Genomic DNA, 16,247 nt, shown 5'->3' on the forward strand with positions numbered 1-16,247 from the left:
GGCTGTCCGCAAGGACGGCCCTTCTTGCTTTTCGGCTTGGGCGATCGTCAGCTATCGCCGCCCGATCAAATCTCGGCGCGAAACGTCTTTCCAAGCTTCTCCGCGAAGCCGAAATAGTGCCGGAACACATAGAATAGCGGGTTCCAGCGCGCGGTATCGATATGGTTGGTTCCCGGGACCACGATCTCGCGATGGGCATGCACGCGAACGACGTCGAGCTCGACGATCCGCATGCCCTGCTCGTTCGCCCCATCAGGCCGCTCGCCATGGAGCCCGACGAGCTTCGCCTCGAACTGCAAGGGGCACTCCCGGATGCGCGGCGGCGAGACCAGCTCTGACGGGCTGGGGCTGAAGCCGCCGAGCGCGAATTTGTCGGCGGCATGCACGAAGCCCATCGCCGCCTTGTGCGCCGGAACGGGGTCGCGCCCCGTCGTATGCGCAATCTTCTCGACCTTGTACCAGAGATCGGCAGAGGCGAAGTTCAGCGTGCACACGCCTTCACGCAAGAGGTTCGCGACGCCATGGCCGGCGCCGGCGAGGCCAAGCACGATGCGTGTACCGAGCGCCCAGGCGGAAGACATCGGCGTGATGTTGGCCGAGCCGTCGGCGTTCCGCGTGACGACAAGGACGACCGGAGTTCCGAAATAGAGGACCGAGGGCGTGATCGTGACGGTTTCCGTTCCCGGATGATCTGCGGCCGTCGGCTTGGTCAGGGAAAGCATCGGAGTCGAACCTTCTGATTGCGAGGCCGATCTCTTTATTCCCGCCGCGGCGCCGGTTGTTACGGCAATGGCCGTAGCATCGGCGGGGCTCGGCGCGCCATTGTGCTGGCGGCTCGCGCCCCGGCATGCCAAAAGACCGACGTGACCTCTTTCGTTCCGCTGCCCAACCCGTCCGTCGGCCATGCCCATCTCCGCTCCTGAGCCGAGCCGCGAGGCGATCCTCGACTTCATCGAGGAGGAGCGCGCCGCCGGCCGCGAGGTCGGCCGGCGCGAGATCGCGCGCGCCTTCAGCCTCGACCAGGGCGGCAAGATCTGGCTGAAGCGCCTGCTCCGCGAGATGGAGCAGGAGGGCGAGATCGGCGGCGACGGCAAGGAACGGCCGGTGCATCCGCGCGGTGCCTTGCCCCCGGTCCTGCTCTGCGAGATCAAGTCACGCGATCGCGATGGCGACCTCGTCGCCCAGCCGCTCGAATGGGACGAGAACGACCAGGGCGCGCCGCCGCGGATCCTGATCGAGAACCGGCGCGAAGGTCGGCGCAAGCCTCGGGATGCGAAACCCGCCCCCGGTGTCGGCGACCATGCCCTGCTCAAGCTGACGCGGCTGCGCGGCGTCGACGGCTACGCCTATTCCGGCCACGTGCTGAAGGTGATGGGCAAGGCGAAGGCCGCCGTGCTCGGCATCTTCCGTGCCCTGCCCGATGGCTCGGGCCGGCTGGTACCAATCGACAAGAAGGCGCAGGGGCGCGAAGCACTCATCCCGAAGGGCCGCACGGGCGACGCGCAGGACGGCGACCTCGTCTCGGTCAGTTTGCGCCGCGAGAGCCGTTTCGGCCCGCCGGAAGCGCAGGTGCGCGAGCGGCTGGGCTCGATCAAGTCGGAGCGTGCCGTCAGCCTGATCGCGATCCACGCCCACGGCATCCCGCATGAATTCCCGCCGGCCGCCCTGCAGGAAGCGGCCGAGGCGCCGCTTGCGACGCTGAAAGGGCGCGAGGATTGGCGCGAACTGGCTCTCGTCACCATCGACCCGGCCGACGCCAAGGACCATGACGACGCGGTCCATGCCGCGCCGGACGAGAACCCCGACAACCCCGGTGGCTTCGTCGTCACCGTCGCCATCGCCGATGTCGCAGCCTATGTCCGCCCCGGCTCGGCGCTCGACCGCGAGGCGCTGGAACGCGGCAACTCGGTCTATTTCCCCGACCGCGTCGTGCCGATGCTGCCGGAGCGGATCTCGAACGATCTCTGCTCGCTGCGCGAGAACGAGGACCGGCCGGCCATGGCGGTCCGTCTCGTGCTCAAGGCCGACGGCTCGAAGAAGAGCCACTCCTTCCACCGCGTACTGATGCGCTCGGCGGCAAAGCTCTCCTACCAGCAGGCGCAAAGCGCCATCGACGGCAAGCCCGACGAAAAGACCGCAGCAATCCGCGAGAGCGTGCTGATGCCGCTCTGGGCGGCCTATGGCGTGGCGGCGCGCGCCCGCGACCAGCGCCAGCCACTCGACCTCGACCTGCCCGAGCGCAAGCTGATCCTCAAGGCCGACGGCTCGGTCGAGCGCGTCATCGTGCCTGAGCGGCTGGCGGCGCACCGGCTGATCGAGGAATTCATGATCCTCGCCAATGTGGCGGCCGCTGAGACACTGGAGAAGGCCGGGAGCCTCCTGATCTACCGCAGCCATGACGAACCCTCGCTGGAGAAGATGCGAGCGCTCGGCGAGGTGCTGGCCTCGATCGGCATCAAGCTGCCGAAGGACGGGGTGTTGAGGCCGGTTCTGTTCAACCGCATCCTGGCGATGATCAAGGGCTCGGAGAACGAGACGCTGATCAACGAGGTGGTGCTGCGCACGCAGGCCCAGGCTGAGTATGTCGCTGAGAATTACGGGCATTTCGGTCTCAATCTGCGCCGCTACGCCCATTTCACCTCACCGATCCGGCGCTATGCCGACCTGATCGTGCATCGGGCGCTGATCACCGCGCTCAAGCTCGGCGATGACGGCTTGCCGAAGAACACGACGCTGGCGGAATTGCGCGAGATCGCGACCCGCATCTCGGCCGCGGAGCGGCGCGCGATGGCGGCCGAGCGCGAGACCACCGACCGGTTGATCGCACATTTCCTCGCCGACCAGATCGGCGCGAGTTTCGACGGGCGCATTGGTGGCGTGAACAAGGCCGGCCTGTTCGTGAAGCTGGACGACACCGGCGCCGATGGCTTCATCCCGGCCTCGACGCTCGGCGGCGACTACTACCGCTATGACGAGGCCGCCCACGCGCTGATCGGTGACCGCACCGGCGAAAGCTGGCGGCTCGGCGACAGGGTGCATGTGAAGCTGGTCGAAGCGGCGCCCGTCGCCGGCGCGCTGCGCTTCGAGCTGCTCTCGGCCGGGCGGACTGTGGCGACAGGCCGCGCTGGCCAGCGCCGCCGCGGCGCGCCATATGGAGACAGCCGGCCCGCGGCCCCCTTCGGCCGCAAGAGCAAGGCCGGAAAGAGCAACGCTGGGCCTGGCAGAGCGAAGCCGGGCAAGAGCAGGCCCGGCAAGAGGCGATGATGGGCGTTCAGTTTCATGGCTCGGCCGGCGAGGCGGTCACGCGCGACTGGCGCCAGGCGATCATGCGCGGCCTCAGGGGCCATTGCCCCCGTTGCGGCGAGGGCCGGCTGTTCCGCGCTTTCCTCAAGCCGGTCGATCGCTGCGAGAGCTGCGGCGAGGAACTGCACCACCAGCGTGCCGACGACCTGCCGCCCTATGTCGTCATCACCATCGTCGGCCACATCATCGTCGGCGGGCTTCTGCTTGCCGAGAAATATGGCGATTGGCCCATGTGGTGGCATATGGCGCTGTGGCCGGCGCTGACGGTCATTCTCTCGATCGCGCTGATGCAACCCGTCAAAGGCGGCGTCGTCGGCCTGCAATGGGCGTTGCGCATGCACGGCTTCGGCGGCGAAGCCGACCAGCCGGAGCGCCAACCCCTGCCTCCTCGCGGAAGACAGCCATGACCGATCATACCGTGACATTGACGCAGGCCGAGCGCGCGCGGGTCTCGACCAACCAGCGGCCCAAGGACGCCGCGACGATGCTGATCATCGATCGCACCAGCGCCCGGCCGAAGGTTCTGATGGGCAAGCGCCATGAGAGCCACAAGTTCATGCCGGGCAAATACGTTTTCCCCGGGGGGCGGCTCGACGACGGCGACCGGCGCATGGTGGCGACCGGCGCCCTCCCGCAGATTTGCGAGGACAGGCTGCTCAAGCGGGCTGTGCGGCCCAGCATCGGCAAGGCGCGCGCGCTGGCGCTGGCAGCGATTCGCGAGACCTTCGAGGAAACCGGGCTGCTCTTCGGCACGGGCGAATTCGGCGCGCCCGAGATCGCCCCCGAGGGCAGCTGGAGCGACTTCGCCCGGCACGGTATCTTCCCGGATCTCTCCACCATCACCTTCGTCGCCCGCGCGATCACGCCGCCGCGCCGGCCGAAACGCTTCGACACGCGCTTCTTCACCATCGACGCTTCGGCGCTCGCCAAGAAGATCGACGGCGTCACCGGGCCGGATTCGGAGCTGACCGACCTCGTTTGGGTCGATTTCGACGAGGCGAAGGAGCTCGACCTGCCGACGATCACCAAGGTCATCATCCAGGAGGTCGAAGCCCGGATCGCTGGCGGCTTCGCGCCTTATCTGCCGGTACCCTTCTATTGGGAGAAGCGTGGCAGCTTCGTGCGCGAGGAACTCTGAGGCGGTCGAGGGATGCGTCGGTCTCCCGGGCGGCGCTATTCTTCCTTGACTTCGCCGGCCCTTTGCGGCATCTCCCGCGCTGACGGTTTGCCGGGCCACCCCGGCCATTTTCTTTTCTGAGGGTCCGCCAAGGCCCGCATGGTTCGAGGATAAGCCCATGGCCAAGGCCGTGACGATCAAGATCAAGCTGCTTTCGACCGCCGACACCGGCTTCTTCTACGTGACGAAGAAGAACTCGCGCACGATGACCGAGAAGATGACGAAGAAGAAGTACGACCCGGTCGCGCGCAAGCACGTCGAGTTCAAGGAAACCAAGATCAAGTAAGCCAAAGCGGCCTGACCACTTGGTTTTGCTTCTGAAAAAACCGCCCCTAACGGGGCGGTTTTTTCGTTTGGGTCACGGCACGTCCCTGCATCATCGGCCGAGGATGTAGGCCTTTCAAGCCAGCAGGCTCAGGAAGCGCGCCAGAATCCTATGCGCGGGCTTGGCGATCATTACCCGAACCGCTTGATTTCCATCATGACTGCGATTGCCGCAATCCAGGCCATTGCCAGAAGTGCGGTCCCGCCGTGCCCGGCCAGCGCCCTCCGCCAACGAGGCAAATGGGCGCGGCGCGCCCCTTCCGCGGCGTCCTCGCCGCCGACTTGGTCCGAATGGCTCATCGCGCTATCCCCCCGGCACTCGCTTATTCGAGCGCTGCGAAGAACGGTGCGCAATCCGAAGGTAAGAGCTGTCCCGGCTTTCCACAGGCTGTCGCGACACCGTCACAACAGGCGAAATGCTCTCAGCGCGCCAATCTAGCGCAGACCCACACTCCGGCTGGGTATCTGAGCTTCGCTTATCCCGGTCGTCCGCTTGGACATTTCCCGGACGCGGACGGCTGTCAGGCATTTTCGCCGCATCATGTCATTTGACGACGCAAGATTATTGGATCTGGGGATCATGGGGGCGGGATCTGGCCCTGCCCTTGCATCAGCCTATTGGGCTGGCCCGGTCGGACGCCGCTCCGGCCGGGTCTCTCATCAGGGATGCGCCATGGACCGGATCAAGCAGATCCTTCTGCCGCCGCTCTTTCTGTCGCTCGCCGCGATCGTGACTGCGGCATGGCTTGGCCTTATCGGCTATGCCGCCTGGCAGGCGCTATTCGGATAGCACCGTCGCACGAGCAGCGGGCTCGATGAGGGTACTAGATTGCGGTCGATGGATCCGCGGCGTGTTCCGGATGGCCCGCCGCGCCTCGAGCATCGGACCCGCCTCATCCCGCACGCAGTACCGCAGCCCACCGGGGCAGCTTTTGCGTTCTCCTTGCCGAACCAGAGAGAACCGGCCCGCCGGGGCCGGTGCCAGGCACCTACCGACTCACTCCTCGGAAGTCGGGTAGCTCTCGCGCTCGTAATGCCGCTCGACCCGCTTCTGCCGGTCGCGATCGGCGGTCATGACGCAATTCGCGAAGGCGTCGGTCCCCCGCTGGAAGCCGTAGGCATCGCAGCGCGAGCGGTCCTCGACAATCGGCTCCTGCGTGCCTGCGCAGGCACCGAGCGTAAGAGCGAGGGCGGATGCAGCAAGAATCCTCATGCCGCTCAGAATCGTCGGATGGCGGTGGCGAATTTAGGGCCGCAGTCCGGCACCGATAAGGAGGATCACATCGGACCTCGTGGCCCGGTCTCCACCCGAGACCTCGCGCCATGCCGCACAGGCGGCAGAAATACGGACTTTGATGCAACTTTCGTCGAGTCCTGTTGTTCTGCCATAACAGGCATTATCTGTTGGAGCGCCCCGATCTCGGGCGAATGCGGCAGGTTGGCCTTTTCCGAATGCCGCTCACGGAGTGGTTTCCTTGACGAACCAAGCGGATGGAAAAGCGCCGCATAAGCCGAGCGGCCTGACACGGCGCTTGCTGAAGCTGCTCGTCGAAATCGATTCCTCGCGCTTTCTGAGCAGGAGGGTCGCGGCGGCGTTCGGGCTGGTCTGCCTGCTCGGCGGGTTCGCGGCGGCGGGTTATTGGCTGCCCGCCCTGGTCCACCACTATTTCCCGCGCTAATCCATCGTCCCGGGCAGTCGAACGCCGTTCTTGGGAAGTCGATCCTGGAGGATCGCCGGGAGGTGGTGGCCGGCCGGCGGCGGCTCTGAGGAGGCCAGAATTCCGCTACCGACCGGCCGAGCCCTTCGGTTACCCAGGAGATGCGGCGGACCTGAGCTCCCGAGGGGCATTACCGTGCAGCACCGTGGCTGCGTTGCGGAAACCCTGACAATTAGACCGAAACGAATCAATCGAATACGACCGATTCACCATTCTTCATCGTTTCTTAACCTTACCGGCTAAGCTTAAGCTTGAAGCTACGTTCCATGACTCAACGTTAGATTCGTTGAATCACTGCAGCAGTTTAGCGAAATCTCTTCACCTGCCAGATGAGAAAACGACGCTTCAGGCGGCGTTGGCGGCAATGACGCGGTTGCGGCCCTCGGCCTTGGCCCGGTAGAGCGCATCGTCGGCGCGCTTCATGATGTCGGCGGAAGAGGCATCACCCGCCCTGCGGCTAGCCACGCCGATCGAGACCGTGACCGGAATCTCGCGGCTACTGCCATAGATGGCGAAGGCTGCCGTCTCGACGCGCTCGCGAATCCGCTCCGCCACGACATAGGCCGCCTTCGGGCCGGTATCGGGCAGCACCACCACGACCTCCTCGCCGCCCATGCGCGCGACGAGATCGATGCCGCGCGTGCAGGCGCGCACCCGATCAGCAAACTCCTTCAGCACCTCGTCGCCGGCATCGTGGCCCCAGCTGTCGTTGACGGCCTTGAAGTGATCGACATCGAGCACGAGCACCGAGAGTGCGCGGGCCCGCAAGGCGGATTCGTCGAACATCGCGGCCAGCCGCGTATCCATGAAGCGCCGGTTGTGCAGCCCGGTGAGCTGGTCCAGCACCGCCATTTCCATGGAGGACTGCAGGCTGTCGCGCAGGCGGTCGGTAAAGCGCTTGCGGCGAACCTGCGTGCGCACGCGGGCGAGCAGCTCGTTGCGGTCGATCGGGCGGATCAGAAAATCATGCGCGCCGATCTCGAGCCCCCGCAGGATGCGGGCGCGATTCTCGGCCTCCCCCATCAGAAGCACGGAAATGTCGCGCGTCCGGTCGAGCGAGCGCAGCTGGCTGCACAGGCGCAGGCCGTCCTGCTCCTGCAGATCGAGGCTGATGAGGACACTGTCGAACTCGCCTTCCGTCGCGCGCAACACGGCCTGCTGCGCGTCGGTCTCGACCTCGACCAGATGGAAGGCCGACAGCGCACTCTGGAGACGATCGGCGACCGAAGGGCGGTCCTCCACCAGCAGGACACGGCCGTTGAGACCGGTCTCTGCGGCGGCCACCGCCAGCGGGTCGGCGATGCCGAGGCGGCGCGAGGCGATGGCGCGGTTGCGCAATTCCTCGGTCATCGCCTTGAGGCGCGAAAGGCTGCGGACCCGGGCGAAAAGCGCGGCATCGTCGAGCGGCTTGGTCAGGAAGTCGTCGGCGCCGGCATCGAGCCCCTGCAGCCGGTCGCGCGGCTGGTCGAGCGCAGTGACGATCACCACCGGGATGTGGGCGGTCGCCGGCATGCTCTTCAGCCGGCGGCAGACCTCGAAGCCGTTCATGCCCGGCATCATCACGTCGAGCAGAACAATATCCGGCTCGCCGCGCTCGCAGATCGCCAGCGCGTCGGGTCCGTTCGCCGCGGTCAGCACCTCGAAGTACTCAGCCGAAAGCTTGGCTTCCAGCAGCTTGAGATTGGCGGGAACGTCGTCGACGACGAGGACGCGAGCGGACATCGGAAGGCTTTCGGCTCAGGCGGCGCCGGCGTAGGCGCGGACCGTCTCCAGGAATTTCGCGACCGAGATCGGCTTCGAGAGATAAGCCTCGCAGCCCCCTTCGCGGATGCGCTCCTCATCGCCCTTCATAGCGAAAGCCGTGACCGCGATGACGGGAATGGCCTTGAGGTCGTCATCCTCCTTGATCCATTTCGTGACCTCCAGCCCGGAGACCTCCGGAAGCTGGATATCCATCAGGATCAGGTCGGGATGATGGGTGCGGGCGAGCTCGATGGCCTCGATCCCGTCCGCCGTCTTGAGCGTGGCGTAGCCATGCGCCTCAAGCAGGTCGTTGAAGAGCTTCATGTTGAGCTCGTTGTCCTCGACGATCAGAACCGTCTTCATTCGGCCGCCCTTCATTCTGCGCCGCCGAAAATCCGATGGAAGCGGACCTCGGCCTGGCGGCTTCGTTCTGGGATTGTGCTAGCATGCCAGCAGTTGACGAAACGCAAATCGAATACGCGACAAGGGCCCCGATGGCACCGCGACAGAGCTTCCACGACGCTGAAACGCTGGCGGTCCAGGCGCTGGGCTTCCTGGCCTCCGAGCCCGAGCGAATCGGGCCTTTCCTGGCCGCGACCGGGCTCGATCCTGCCAATCTGCGCGCCGCCGCCGGCGAGCCGGGCTTTCTCGCCGCCGTGCTCGATCATATCGGATCGAGCGATTCGCTCCTGCTCGAATTTGCCGGAAATTTAAGGCTGAATCCCGAAATCGTCGCCGAGGCGCGCCGCCGGCTCACCGGCGAGGCACCTGGTCCCGGCGACTTCTCCTGAGCGAGCGGAGCCCCGCGCGTGCGCAGCCTGTGCCGCGACTGCCTGAGCGACCACGAGGCCACCGGCCCCCTAAGGCGCTGCCCAGCCTGCGGCTCGCCGCGGCTGATCTGCCATGCTGAGCGCGATACGCTCAGCCTCGCCCATATCGACTGCGACGCCTTCTACGCCACCATCGAGAAGCGCGACGACCCGAGCCTGCAGGACAAGCCGGTGATCGTCGGCGGCGGCAAGCGCGGCGTGGTCTCGACCTGCTGCTACATCGCCCGCACCTATGGCGTGCGCTCGGCCATGCCGATGTTCAAGGCGCTGAAGGCGTGCCCGGAAGCGGTCGTCGTCAAACCGAACATGTCGAAATACGTCACGGTCGGCCGCGAGGTCCGGCAGATGATGCGGGAGCTGACGCCGCTGGTCGAGCCGCTGTCGATCGACGAGGCCTTCCTCGACCTGTCGGGCACCGAGCGGCTGCACCATGCCAGCCCGGCCGCCACACTGGCGCGTTTCGCCAGGCGCGTCGAGGATGCGCTCGGGATCACCGTTTCGGTCGGGCTCTCCTATGCGAAGTTCCTCGCCAAGGTCGCCTCCGATCTCGACAAGCCGCGCGGCTTCTCGATCATCGGGCGTGGGGAGGCGGTCGCCTTCCTCGCCGACAAGCCGGTCGGCCTTATTCCCGGCATGGGGCCGGCGAGCGTCGCCCGATTGGCCGAAGGCGGCTTCAAATTGATCGGCGATCTGCGCGAGGCGCCGATCGACAAGCTCTTCCGCCTTGCCGGCAAGGATGGCCCGCGGCTGAAGAACCTCGCCAATGGCATCGATCCGCGGCAAGTCACGCCGGAACGCGAAACCAAGAGCGTCTCCAGCGAGACGACGCTGGACGTCGACCTCTCGGCTTTCGAGGAGCTGGAGCCGATTCTGTGGCGGCTCTGCGAGAAGACTTCGAAACGGCTGAAAGCCCAGGAGCTTGCGGGGAGAACCATCACCCTGAAACTCAAGACCTCGGATTTCCAGATCGTCACCCGCGCCGCGCGCCTGCCGGAGCCGACGCAGCTTGCCGCCCGGCTCTTCGCCGCCGGGCGCGACCTGCTGAAACGGGAATGCAAGGGGCCACGCTACCGGCTGATCGGCATCGGCGCGAGCGACTTCAGCCCCCCCGTCGAAGCCGACCATGGCGACCTCGCCGACACGATCACGCCGCGGCTCAAGGCGATGGAGGGCGCACTCGACGCGTTGCGCGCCCGCTTCGGCGATGAAGCCATCGGCCGTGGCCTCAGCCTCCGGCTGCCGCAGCGGCGTGCGGCCGAACCCGCTATTTCGCGCAAGTCTCCTGAGGAAGAAGATCCAGACGCGTGAGCGTTCCGGTCAGCGCGAAGCTGCCGTAGTCGAGCCGGATCGCGCCGGTGACGCCGTTCTCGTAGAGTTCGAAGGAGATGGTGTAGGACGGCGTCGACTGGTCCGTGCCGACCTTGTAGTAGGAGATCGAGACCGGCCAGCGGGCGATCTTCTCGAATTCCGGACGCTGCAGCGGCTTCTCGGACGGCTCGGCCTCGATGCGCTTCCCGATGATCGAAAGCGTGTCGTAGACCTCCTTGCCACTGTTCGCACCGTCATAGAGCCGCACGCTCAGCGTGGACTTGCCGGCGCGCGCTGCCTGGATCACGGCCTTCATCTGCGCATTCGGGAACAGCGCGTCGTTTGCCTCGCGGTAGACCTCGGTCTTCGGCTGGCGCAGCTTGACCTCGTAGCCGCCCGCAGCCTTCTCGGCCGTACCATCGACCGTCTCGGGCTTGGCATTGCCGGAGGAGCTTTCGGTCTTGAAGCGATAGCTCGCCCCGTCGCCGGCCTCGAAGCTGGTGGTGCGGGCGTCGATGACGCGCGCCCCCGCCTCCGTGCCGAGCTGCGTCACCTGGCGGAAGGAGAGCGCATAGCCCTCGCAGGCGTCGCCGGTGAATTCGAAGGCGATGCGGCCCTTGGCCGTTTCGATGTTGCCCGAGGGCTTGTTGCCGTCGAGCACGAGGTCGTAGACGGCGCGATGCGGCGCCAGCACCACCCTGTCGGCCGCCTTGTCCTGTGCGGCGTTCTGGGCTTGCGCCCCGCCCGCCAGCAGCAGCGCCGCCACACAAACCCGCCCCGCAAGGCCGAACCGTCTTCCGTTCATGTCGTCGCTTGTCCGCTTCTCGTTCGCGAAATCTAGGTGCATCGCCGCAATGGCGCAAACATGGCGAAATGCCCCAGCCCGTGCGCTTTGACGGACCTGCCCGCGCCGCATGCCGCGACGCTTGCGGCCTGTCCGGCCATCAGCCATGAAAGACTGCCCGTGGGGCACAGTCAGATGGAGCCAGGACCCATGAACGCCGTCGACAGAAAGCTCGCCGAACTCGGCATCATCCTCCCGACGCCGGCGGCCCCGATCGCCAACTACGTGCCCTACGTCATCACCGGCAACCTGCTGGTGATCTCCGGCCAGATCTGCTTCGGCCACGACGGCAAGCTCTCAGACAAGCACAAGGGCAAGCTCGGCGGCGAGATCTTCAACGAGGCGGGGCTGGAAGCCGCGCGCCTCTGCGCAATCAACGTGCTCGCCCAGGCCAAGGCTGCGCTCAATGGCGATCTCGGCCGGATCGTGCGCTGCGTGCGCCTCGGCGGCTTCATCAACGCCACGCCGCATTTCGCCGCGCTGCCCGCGATCATGAACGGCGCGTCCGACCTGATGGTCGAGGTTCTGGGCGACAAGGGCCGCCATGCCCGCTCGACCATCGGCGTGGCCGAGCTGCCGGCCGATGCCGCGGTCGAGGTCGAAGCCATGTTCGAGATCGCCTGATGAGCACAGGCTCTGCGAAAGACGCCGGCCGGCCGGATCTCGGCTGGCTGGTGACGAAGCCGATCGCGCATCGTGGCCTGCACGATCTCGCTGCCGGCGTGATCGAGAACAGCCCCTCGGCGGCAAAGGCCGCCATCGCCGGCGGCTTCGGCATCGAGTGCGACGTGCAGCTCACCGCTGACGGCGAGGCGGTCGTGTTCCACGATTTCGTGCTCGACCGGCTGACGGCCGAGACCGGCCCCGTCGTGGCGAAGACAGCCGCCGAGCTTGGCCGGATCACGCTCAAGGGATCGAACGACCCGATCCTGACGCTCTCCGCCTTCCTCGACCTGATCGACGGGCGCGTGCCCCTCGTCATCGAGATCAAGAGCCGCTTCGACGGCAATCTCGCCCTGACGAAGCGGACGGTCGAGGTGCTGGCCGGCCATGCGGGCCAGCCAATCGTGATCAAATCCTTCGATCCCGAGATCGTGACCGCGCTGCGCACGCTGGCGCCCCAGATCCCCCGCGGAATCGTCGCGATGAATGCCTATGATTATGGCGATTACGACAAGCTCTCGCCCGAACGGAAGCATGCACTCGCGAATCTGCTGCACTTCACCGAAAGCCGGCCGGACTTCCTCTCCTGGAAGGTCACGGATCTCGAAAGCGCCGCGCCCTATCTTTGCCGGAACGTCATCGGGATGCCGCTGATGAGCTGGACGGTGCGCACGCCGGAGGAGCGGCAGCGCGCGGCGCGCTTCGCCGACCAGATGGTGTTCGAGGGCTTCCGTCCTTGAGCGACGGCCCTGAGGAAGGTCTCAGCGTCCGCGTTGCGACCTCGCTCAAGGCCGTTCCTGCCGGCGCCTGGAACGCCTGCGCCAACCCGCACGCCCTGCAGGACGCCCTCGCGGCGCCCTGCCCCCCGGGTGACGATAGCGGTATCGACCGCGACAACCCCTTCGTCAGCCATGAATTCCTGCTGGCGCTCGAAGAGAGCCGCTGCATCGGCGGGCGCAGCGGCTGGTCGCCGGCCTACCTCATGGTCGAGGACGAGACCGGGCAGATCCTCGCAGCCGCGCCCAGCTTCTTCAAGAGCCACAGCCAGGGCGAATATGTCTTCGACCATGGCTGGGCCGATGCCTATGAGCGCGCCGGCGGACGCTACTATCCGAAACTTCAGGTCGCCGCCCCCTTCACGCCCGCGACCGGCCCGCGGCTGCTGGTGGCCGATACGCCGCGCGCCGACGAGGCACGGGCGGCGCTGATCGCCGGGCTGGAGGCGCTGCGGGCGCAGACACAGTCCTCCTCCGTCCATGTCACCTTCGCGCAGGAACCCGACATCGCGGCGCTGAAGCAGGCCGGCTATCTCGAGCGCAACGACCTCCAGTTCCATTGGCAGAACGAAGGTTTTGGCAGCTACGACGATTTCCTCGCGACCCTGGCCTCGCGCAAGCGCAAGGCTCTGAAGCGCGAACGGCGCGAGGCGCTCTCTGCCGGCATCACCGTCGAGGCCTTGTCGGGCCGCGAGCTGACGGAGGCCGTCTGGGACGATTTCTACGGCTTCTACCAGGACACCGGCTCGCGCAAATGGGGCCGCCCCTATCTCAACCGCGAGTTCTTCTCCCGCGTCGGCGCGGCGATGGGCGAGCGGATCGTGCTGATGATGGCGCGGCGCGCCGGGCGCTATATCGCCGGAGCGATCAACTTCCGCGGCGCCAATACGCTCTATGGCCGCAACTGGGGCTGCATTGAGGACCATCCCTTCCTGCATTTCGAAGTCTGCTACCATCAGGCTATCGACTATGCGATCGCGCATGGCCTCTCCCGGGTCGAGGCGGGAGCGCAGGGCGAGCACAAGCTGGCGCGCGGCTATCGGCCGGTCATCACCCGCTCGCTGCATCACATCGCCGATCCGGGCCTCAGCCGGCCCGTCGCCAACTATCTGGCGCAGGAGCGCGCGCAGATCGCCGACGCACAGGCAGCGCTGGAAGCCGAAGGCCCGTTCCGGAAGACCGACAATGACGACTGAGACAGCGCGCGCGGCCCGGCCGAATACGCTCGCCTTCTGCACCGACGCCGAACTCGGCTACCGACGCAGCCTGACCGATTTCTCCGAGCCGCTGGCGCTCGACGAGAGCTACCGGCTGGCCCATCTGCCGCTGGTGGCGCCGGATCATCCGCGCGTGATCCCGCGGCGCGAGGGCAAGCCCTATGAGATGGGGCGGCATCCGCGCATCTTCTCGCTGGTGCTGCCGGTGGACGACACCGACTTGCAAGCCTCTCCGGCGTTTCGTGAGCTGGAAGCGGCTCTGAAGATCTCGCCCTTCGCCGGCAAGATCGCCTGGAACGTGCTGCCCAGGCGCCGCGACAAGCTGCATGCGACGATCTGCGGTTCGCTCGGCACCGACAACGCGCCCGCCATCGCTCCGGAAGTCCGGCATGGGCTGGCGCAGATCGGTCCTGTGACGGTCGAGCTGCGCGGATTATTCTCCGGCAACGTCAACCGTGGCCGGCTCTATCTCGCCGTCTACCCGGAAAGGCGCGGCGAAACCAATCCGCTGCAAGCCATCCAGGCCGCTTTCGGTCGGCCGCCCAGCGATCTCTGGCTCGTCGGGCTCTACAACCTGACCGACGACCTCGACGCGACCGAGACGGCGGCGCTGGCCGCCCTCGTCCGGCGCTGGTGGAACGTGCCGCTGCTGCGCTTCACCGCGCGCGAGCTCTGGCTGCTCGGCGCCGACGACGACCTCGTGTTCGACTCGGAGGTCGCCGAGCGCCTCCCGCTCGGCGGCTGACGCAGGCGCGGTCGGGCCAACGGCCTTGACGCCCCCGCGGCCGGGCCACAGGTTGCATCCCTCCTGTTCGAACCAGCCGGACCCGCCATGAGCGCCTACGACCCGTCCAATGTCTTCGCCAAGATCCTGCGCGGCGAATTGCCCTCCCAGACCGTCTACGAGGACGCCGAGACGCTCGCGATCATGGACATCATGCCGCGCGCCGACGGCCATGTGCTCGTGATCCCGAAGGCGCCTTGCCGCAACCTCTTCGACGCCCCGCCCGAAGCGCTGAAGGCCGTCGCGCTGACGACGCAGAAGCTCGGTCGCGCCGTCACTGCCGCCTTCGCCGCGGACGGCCTGACCATCCAGCAGTTCAACGAACCGGCCGGCGGGCAAGTGGTGTTCCACCTGCACGTCCATGTCATGCCGCGCTTCGAGGGCGTGGCGCTGCGGCCGCATACCGGCGCGATGGAAAAGCCGGAGGTCCTCGCCGCCAACGCCGAAAAGATTCGGGCCGCTCTGAAAAATTCCTGAGGAGCGTGTCACAGAGGCGTGGGCTGCCTCGTCTTGTCTTCATCAACCGATGGAGAAGACCATGAGCCAACGCCTCAACGCCTTCCAGGTCGCGCCCGGCGCGATCGACGCGATGCGGAAGACGCAGGACTACGTCAACGAATGCGGGCTGGAGCACAGCCTGCTGGAGCTCGTGAAGATGCGGGCCTCGCAGATCAATGCCTGCGCCTATTGTCTGCACATGCATGCCGCCGACGCCCGCAAGGCCGGCGAGAGCGAGGCCCGGCTCTATCTGCTCGACGCCTGGCATGAATCGGAACTCTACACCCCACGCGAGCGCGCCGCCCTCGGTTGGACAGAGGCGCTGACCCGCCTCTCGCAAGGCGCTCCGAGCGACGAGGCCTTCGCGGAGCTGCGGGCCCATTTCAGCGAGAAGGAATGCGTCGACCTTTCCCTCGCCATCGGTGCCATCAACAGCTGGAACCGCATCAATGCCGGGTTCCGTACGCGCCACCCGGCCGACAAGCCGGCGAAGGCCGCCGCCTGACGCAGGAACCTTGACCCGCCCGGCCGGCGAGCCGAACCTGCCGCCCGGGAACCGCATGACAGCGAGAACCGCCATGAGCAAACGTATCAACCCCTATACTGTCGCCCCCGATGCCCTGAAGCCGATGATGGCGCTCGAAGAATCGGTCGCGAATTCCGGCCTCGAGCACAGCCTGATCGAGCTCGTGAAGATGCGCGCCTCCCAGATCAATGGCTGCGCCTATTGCCTGCACATGCACTCTGCCGACGCCCGCAAGGCCGGCGAGAGCGAGGCTCGCCTCTATCTCCTGAACGCCTGGCACGAATCGGAGCTCTACACGCCGCGTGAACGCGCCGCGCTCGCCTGGACCGAGGCGCTGACGCTGGTTTCGCAGACCCATGCGCCGGACGCCGATTATGAAGAAGCCTTGCGCCATTTCAGCCCGGAGGAGCTGGTCAAGCTCACCCTGCTGATCGGCGCGATCAATGTCTGGAACCGGATCGCCATCGGGTTCCGCTCGCACCACCCCAACGACAGGGCGCCCAAGGCCGCAGCCGCCTAACGCCCTGCCGGCGCGC

General features: G+C 66.5%; 20 protein-coding genes. 14 read left to right on the top strand and 6 right to left on the bottom strand.

The annotated features are described in order from the left end of the window. Positions 1 to 65: 65 nt before the first annotated feature. Positions 66 to 722 (bottom strand): flavin reductase family protein, encoded by a 657-nt coding sequence (locus CE453_RS17625; RefSeq protein ID WP_089175765.1) that lies wholly within the window; start codon positions 720 to 722, stop codon positions 66 to 68. 181 nt (positions 723 to 903) lie between these two features. Here CE453_RS17625 and rnr point away from each other — a divergent pair, with 181 nt between their 5' ends. The 4 genes from rnr to rpmG all read left to right on the top strand — a co-directional run bounded on the left by rnr (position 904) and on the right by rpmG (position 4,766). After that, the gene (gene rnr / locus CE453_RS17630; RefSeq protein ID WP_089175766.1) at positions 904 to 3,264 is read left to right on the top strand and encodes a ribonuclease R; all 2,361 of its coding nucleotides are present in this window, start codon (positions 904 to 906) and stop codon (positions 3,262 to 3,264) included. After that, on the top strand, positions 3,261 to 3,710 hold the full coding sequence (locus CE453_RS17635; RefSeq protein ID WP_089175767.1) for a DUF983 domain-containing protein: 450 nt from the start codon (positions 3,261 to 3,263) through the stop codon (positions 3,708 to 3,710). The genes rnr and CE453_RS17635 overlap by 4 nt, the downstream gene beginning before the upstream one ends. After that, on the top strand, positions 3,707 to 4,441 hold the full coding sequence (locus tag CE453_RS17640; RefSeq protein ID WP_198302134.1) for an NUDIX hydrolase: 735 nt from the start codon (positions 3,707 to 3,709) through the stop codon (positions 4,439 to 4,441). The genes CE453_RS17635 and CE453_RS17640 overlap by 4 nt, the downstream gene beginning before the upstream one ends. Before the next feature lie 157 nt (positions 4,442 to 4,598). Further along, on the top strand, positions 4,599 to 4,766 hold the full coding sequence (gene rpmG, locus CE453_RS17645; protein WP_089175769.1) for a 50S ribosomal protein L33: 168 nt from the start codon (positions 4,599 to 4,601) through the stop codon (positions 4,764 to 4,766). Positions 4,767 to 4,936: 170 nt separating this feature from the next. On the opposite strand, the gene CE453_RS29055 is transcribed toward rpmG, so the two are convergent. Further along, entirely contained in the window at positions 4,937 to 5,104 is a 168-nt protein-coding gene (locus tag CE453_RS29055; RefSeq protein WP_157733086.1) for a hypothetical protein, read from the bottom strand. A gap of 697 nt (positions 5,105 to 5,801) precedes the next feature. Next, complete coding sequence (locus tag CE453_RS17650; protein WP_089175770.1) at positions 5,802 to 6,017, bottom strand: hypothetical protein; 216 nt, start codon at positions 6,015 to 6,017, stop codon at positions 5,802 to 5,804. A gap of 319 nt (positions 6,018 to 6,336) precedes the next feature. On the opposite strand from CE453_RS17650, the gene CE453_RS28670 reads away from it, so the two are divergent. After that, positions 6,337 to 6,483 carry a hypothetical protein gene (locus tag CE453_RS28670; protein ID WP_157733087.1) on the top strand — a complete coding sequence of 49 codons (147 nt, stop codon included), beginning with the start codon at positions 6,337 to 6,339 and terminating at the stop codon, positions 6,481 to 6,483. A gap of 384 nt (positions 6,484 to 6,867) precedes the next feature. Here the strand turns inward: CE453_RS28670 and CE453_RS17655 are convergent, their stop codons facing one another. Together CE453_RS17655 and CE453_RS17660 are read right to left on the bottom strand one after the other, a co-directional pair. Then, positions 6,868 to 8,244, bottom strand: coding sequence for a PleD family two-component system response regulator (locus tag CE453_RS17655; RefSeq protein ID WP_089175771.1), 1,377 nt, complete (start codon positions 8,242 to 8,244; stop codon positions 6,868 to 6,870). A gap of 15 nt (positions 8,245 to 8,259) precedes the next feature. Continuing rightward, the gene (locus CE453_RS17660; RefSeq protein WP_089175772.1) at positions 8,260 to 8,628 is read right to left on the bottom strand and encodes a response regulator; all 369 of its coding nucleotides are present in this window, start codon (positions 8,626 to 8,628) and stop codon (positions 8,260 to 8,262) included. Between the two features lie 131 nt (positions 8,629 to 8,759). Between CE453_RS17660 and CE453_RS17665 the strand changes: the two genes are divergently transcribed. Beyond that, entirely contained in the window at positions 8,760 to 9,056 is a 297-nt protein-coding gene (locus tag CE453_RS17665) for a DUF3572 domain-containing protein (protein ID WP_089177974.1), read from the top strand. 18 nt (positions 9,057 to 9,074) lie between these two features. Beyond that, on the top strand, positions 9,075 to 10,403 hold the full coding sequence (locus tag CE453_RS17670; RefSeq protein ID WP_089175773.1) for a DNA polymerase IV: 1,329 nt from the start codon (positions 9,075 to 9,077) through the stop codon (positions 10,401 to 10,403). Here CE453_RS17670 and CE453_RS17675 read toward each other — a convergent pair. Next, complete coding sequence (locus CE453_RS17675) at positions 10,360 to 11,208, bottom strand: cell envelope integrity EipB family protein (protein WP_157733088.1); 849 nt, start codon at positions 11,206 to 11,208, stop codon at positions 10,360 to 10,362. The genes CE453_RS17670 and CE453_RS17675 overlap by 44 nt on opposite strands. Before the next feature lie 189 nt (positions 11,209 to 11,397). Between CE453_RS17675 and CE453_RS17680 the strand changes: the two genes are divergently transcribed. The 7 genes from CE453_RS17680 to CE453_RS17710 all read left to right on the top strand — a co-directional run bounded on the left by CE453_RS17680 (position 11,398) and on the right by CE453_RS17710 (position 16,231). Continuing rightward, a complete protein-coding gene (locus tag CE453_RS17680; protein ID WP_089175775.1) occupies positions 11,398 to 11,871 on the top strand; it encodes a RidA family protein in 474 nt (157 codons plus the stop codon). Further along, the gene (locus CE453_RS17685; protein WP_089177976.1) at positions 11,871 to 12,650 is read left to right on the top strand and encodes a glycerophosphodiester phosphodiesterase family protein; all 780 of its coding nucleotides are present in this window, start codon (positions 11,871 to 11,873) and stop codon (positions 12,648 to 12,650) included. Before CE453_RS17680 ends, CE453_RS17685 begins: the two co-directional genes overlap by 1 nt. Then, positions 12,647 to 13,882: a GNAT family N-acetyltransferase gene (locus CE453_RS17690; protein WP_198302136.1), complete on the top strand. Its 1,236-nt coding sequence runs from the start codon at positions 12,647 to 12,649 to the stop codon at positions 13,880 to 13,882. Before CE453_RS17685 ends, CE453_RS17690 begins: the two co-directional genes overlap by 4 nt. Beyond that, entirely contained in the window at positions 13,872 to 14,648 is a 777-nt protein-coding gene (locus tag CE453_RS17695) for a hypothetical protein (protein ID WP_089175776.1), read from the top strand. The genes CE453_RS17690 and CE453_RS17695 overlap by 11 nt, the downstream gene beginning before the upstream one ends. Before the next feature lie 87 nt (positions 14,649 to 14,735). Beyond that, positions 14,736 to 15,164, top strand: a complete 429-nt coding sequence (locus CE453_RS17700) for an HIT family protein (RefSeq protein ID WP_089175777.1) — start codon at positions 14,736 to 14,738, stop codon at positions 15,162 to 15,164. 61 nt (positions 15,165 to 15,225) lie between these two features. Beyond that, entirely contained in the window at positions 15,226 to 15,690 is a 465-nt protein-coding gene (locus CE453_RS17705; protein WP_089177977.1) for a carboxymuconolactone decarboxylase family protein, read from the top strand. Positions 15,691 to 15,763: 73 nt separating this feature from the next. Then, positions 15,764 to 16,231 carry a carboxymuconolactone decarboxylase family protein gene (locus CE453_RS17710; RefSeq protein ID WP_089175778.1) on the top strand — a complete coding sequence of 156 codons (468 nt, stop codon included), beginning with the start codon at positions 15,764 to 15,766 and terminating at the stop codon, positions 16,229 to 16,231. Positions 16,232 to 16,247 lie beyond the last annotated feature (16 nt).

Origin of the sequence: Bosea sp. AS-1 (assembly GCF_002220095.1) — a bacterium.
In the GTDB taxonomy this organism is placed as follows: domain Bacteria; phylum Pseudomonadota; class Alphaproteobacteria; order Rhizobiales; family Beijerinckiaceae; genus Allobosea.

What these genes read in the sequence shown, in the direction of transcription:
- CE453_RS17625 (WP_089175765.1), bottom strand. Translation starts at nt 722, where the DNA reads ATGCTTTCCCTGACCAAGCCGACGGCCGCAGATCATCCGGGAACGGAA.
- rnr (WP_089175766.1), top strand. Translation starts at nt 904, where the DNA reads ATGCCCATCTCCGCTCCTGAGCCGAGCCGCGAGGCGATCCTCGACTTC.
- CE453_RS17635 (WP_089175767.1), top strand. Translation starts at nt 3,261, where the DNA reads ATGATGGGCGTTCAGTTTCATGGCTCGGCCGGCGAGGCGGTCACGCGC.
- CE453_RS17640 (WP_198302134.1), top strand. Translation starts at nt 3,707, where the DNA reads ATGACCGATCATACCGTGACATTGACGCAGGCCGAGCGCGCGCGGGTC.
- rpmG (WP_089175769.1), top strand. Translation starts at nt 4,599, where the DNA reads ATGGCCAAGGCCGTGACGATCAAGATCAAGCTGCTTTCGACCGCCGAC.
- CE453_RS29055 (WP_157733086.1), bottom strand. Translation starts at nt 5,104, where the DNA reads ATGAGCCATTCGGACCAAGTCGGCGGCGAGGACGCCGCGGAAGGGGCG.
- CE453_RS17650 (WP_089175770.1), bottom strand. Translation starts at nt 6,017, where the DNA reads ATGAGGATTCTTGCTGCATCCGCCCTCGCTCTTACGCTCGGTGCCTGC.
- CE453_RS17655 (WP_089175771.1), bottom strand. Translation starts at nt 8,244, where the DNA reads ATGTCCGCTCGCGTCCTCGTCGTCGACGACGTTCCCGCCAATCTCAAG.
- CE453_RS17660 (WP_089175772.1), bottom strand. Translation starts at nt 8,628, where the DNA reads ATGAAGACGGTTCTGATCGTCGAGGACAACGAGCTCAACATGAAGCTC.
- CE453_RS17665 (WP_089177974.1), top strand. Translation starts at nt 8,760, where the DNA reads ATGGCACCGCGACAGAGCTTCCACGACGCTGAAACGCTGGCGGTCCAG.
- CE453_RS17675 (WP_157733088.1), bottom strand. Translation starts at nt 11,208, where the DNA reads ATGAACGGAAGACGGTTCGGCCTTGCGGGGCGGGTTTGTGTGGCGGCG.
- CE453_RS17680 (WP_089175775.1), top strand. Translation starts at nt 11,398, where the DNA reads ATGAACGCCGTCGACAGAAAGCTCGCCGAACTCGGCATCATCCTCCCG.
- CE453_RS17685 (WP_089177976.1), top strand. Translation starts at nt 11,871, where the DNA reads ATGAGCACAGGCTCTGCGAAAGACGCCGGCCGGCCGGATCTCGGCTGG.
- CE453_RS17695 (WP_089175776.1), top strand. Translation starts at nt 13,872, where the DNA reads ATGACGACTGAGACAGCGCGCGCGGCCCGGCCGAATACGCTCGCCTTC.
- CE453_RS17700 (WP_089175777.1), top strand. Translation starts at nt 14,736, where the DNA reads ATGAGCGCCTACGACCCGTCCAATGTCTTCGCCAAGATCCTGCGCGGC.
- CE453_RS17705 (WP_089177977.1), top strand. Translation starts at nt 15,226, where the DNA reads ATGAGCCAACGCCTCAACGCCTTCCAGGTCGCGCCCGGCGCGATCGAC.
- CE453_RS17710 (WP_089175778.1), top strand. Translation starts at nt 15,764, where the DNA reads ATGAGCAAACGTATCAACCCCTATACTGTCGCCCCCGATGCCCTGAAG.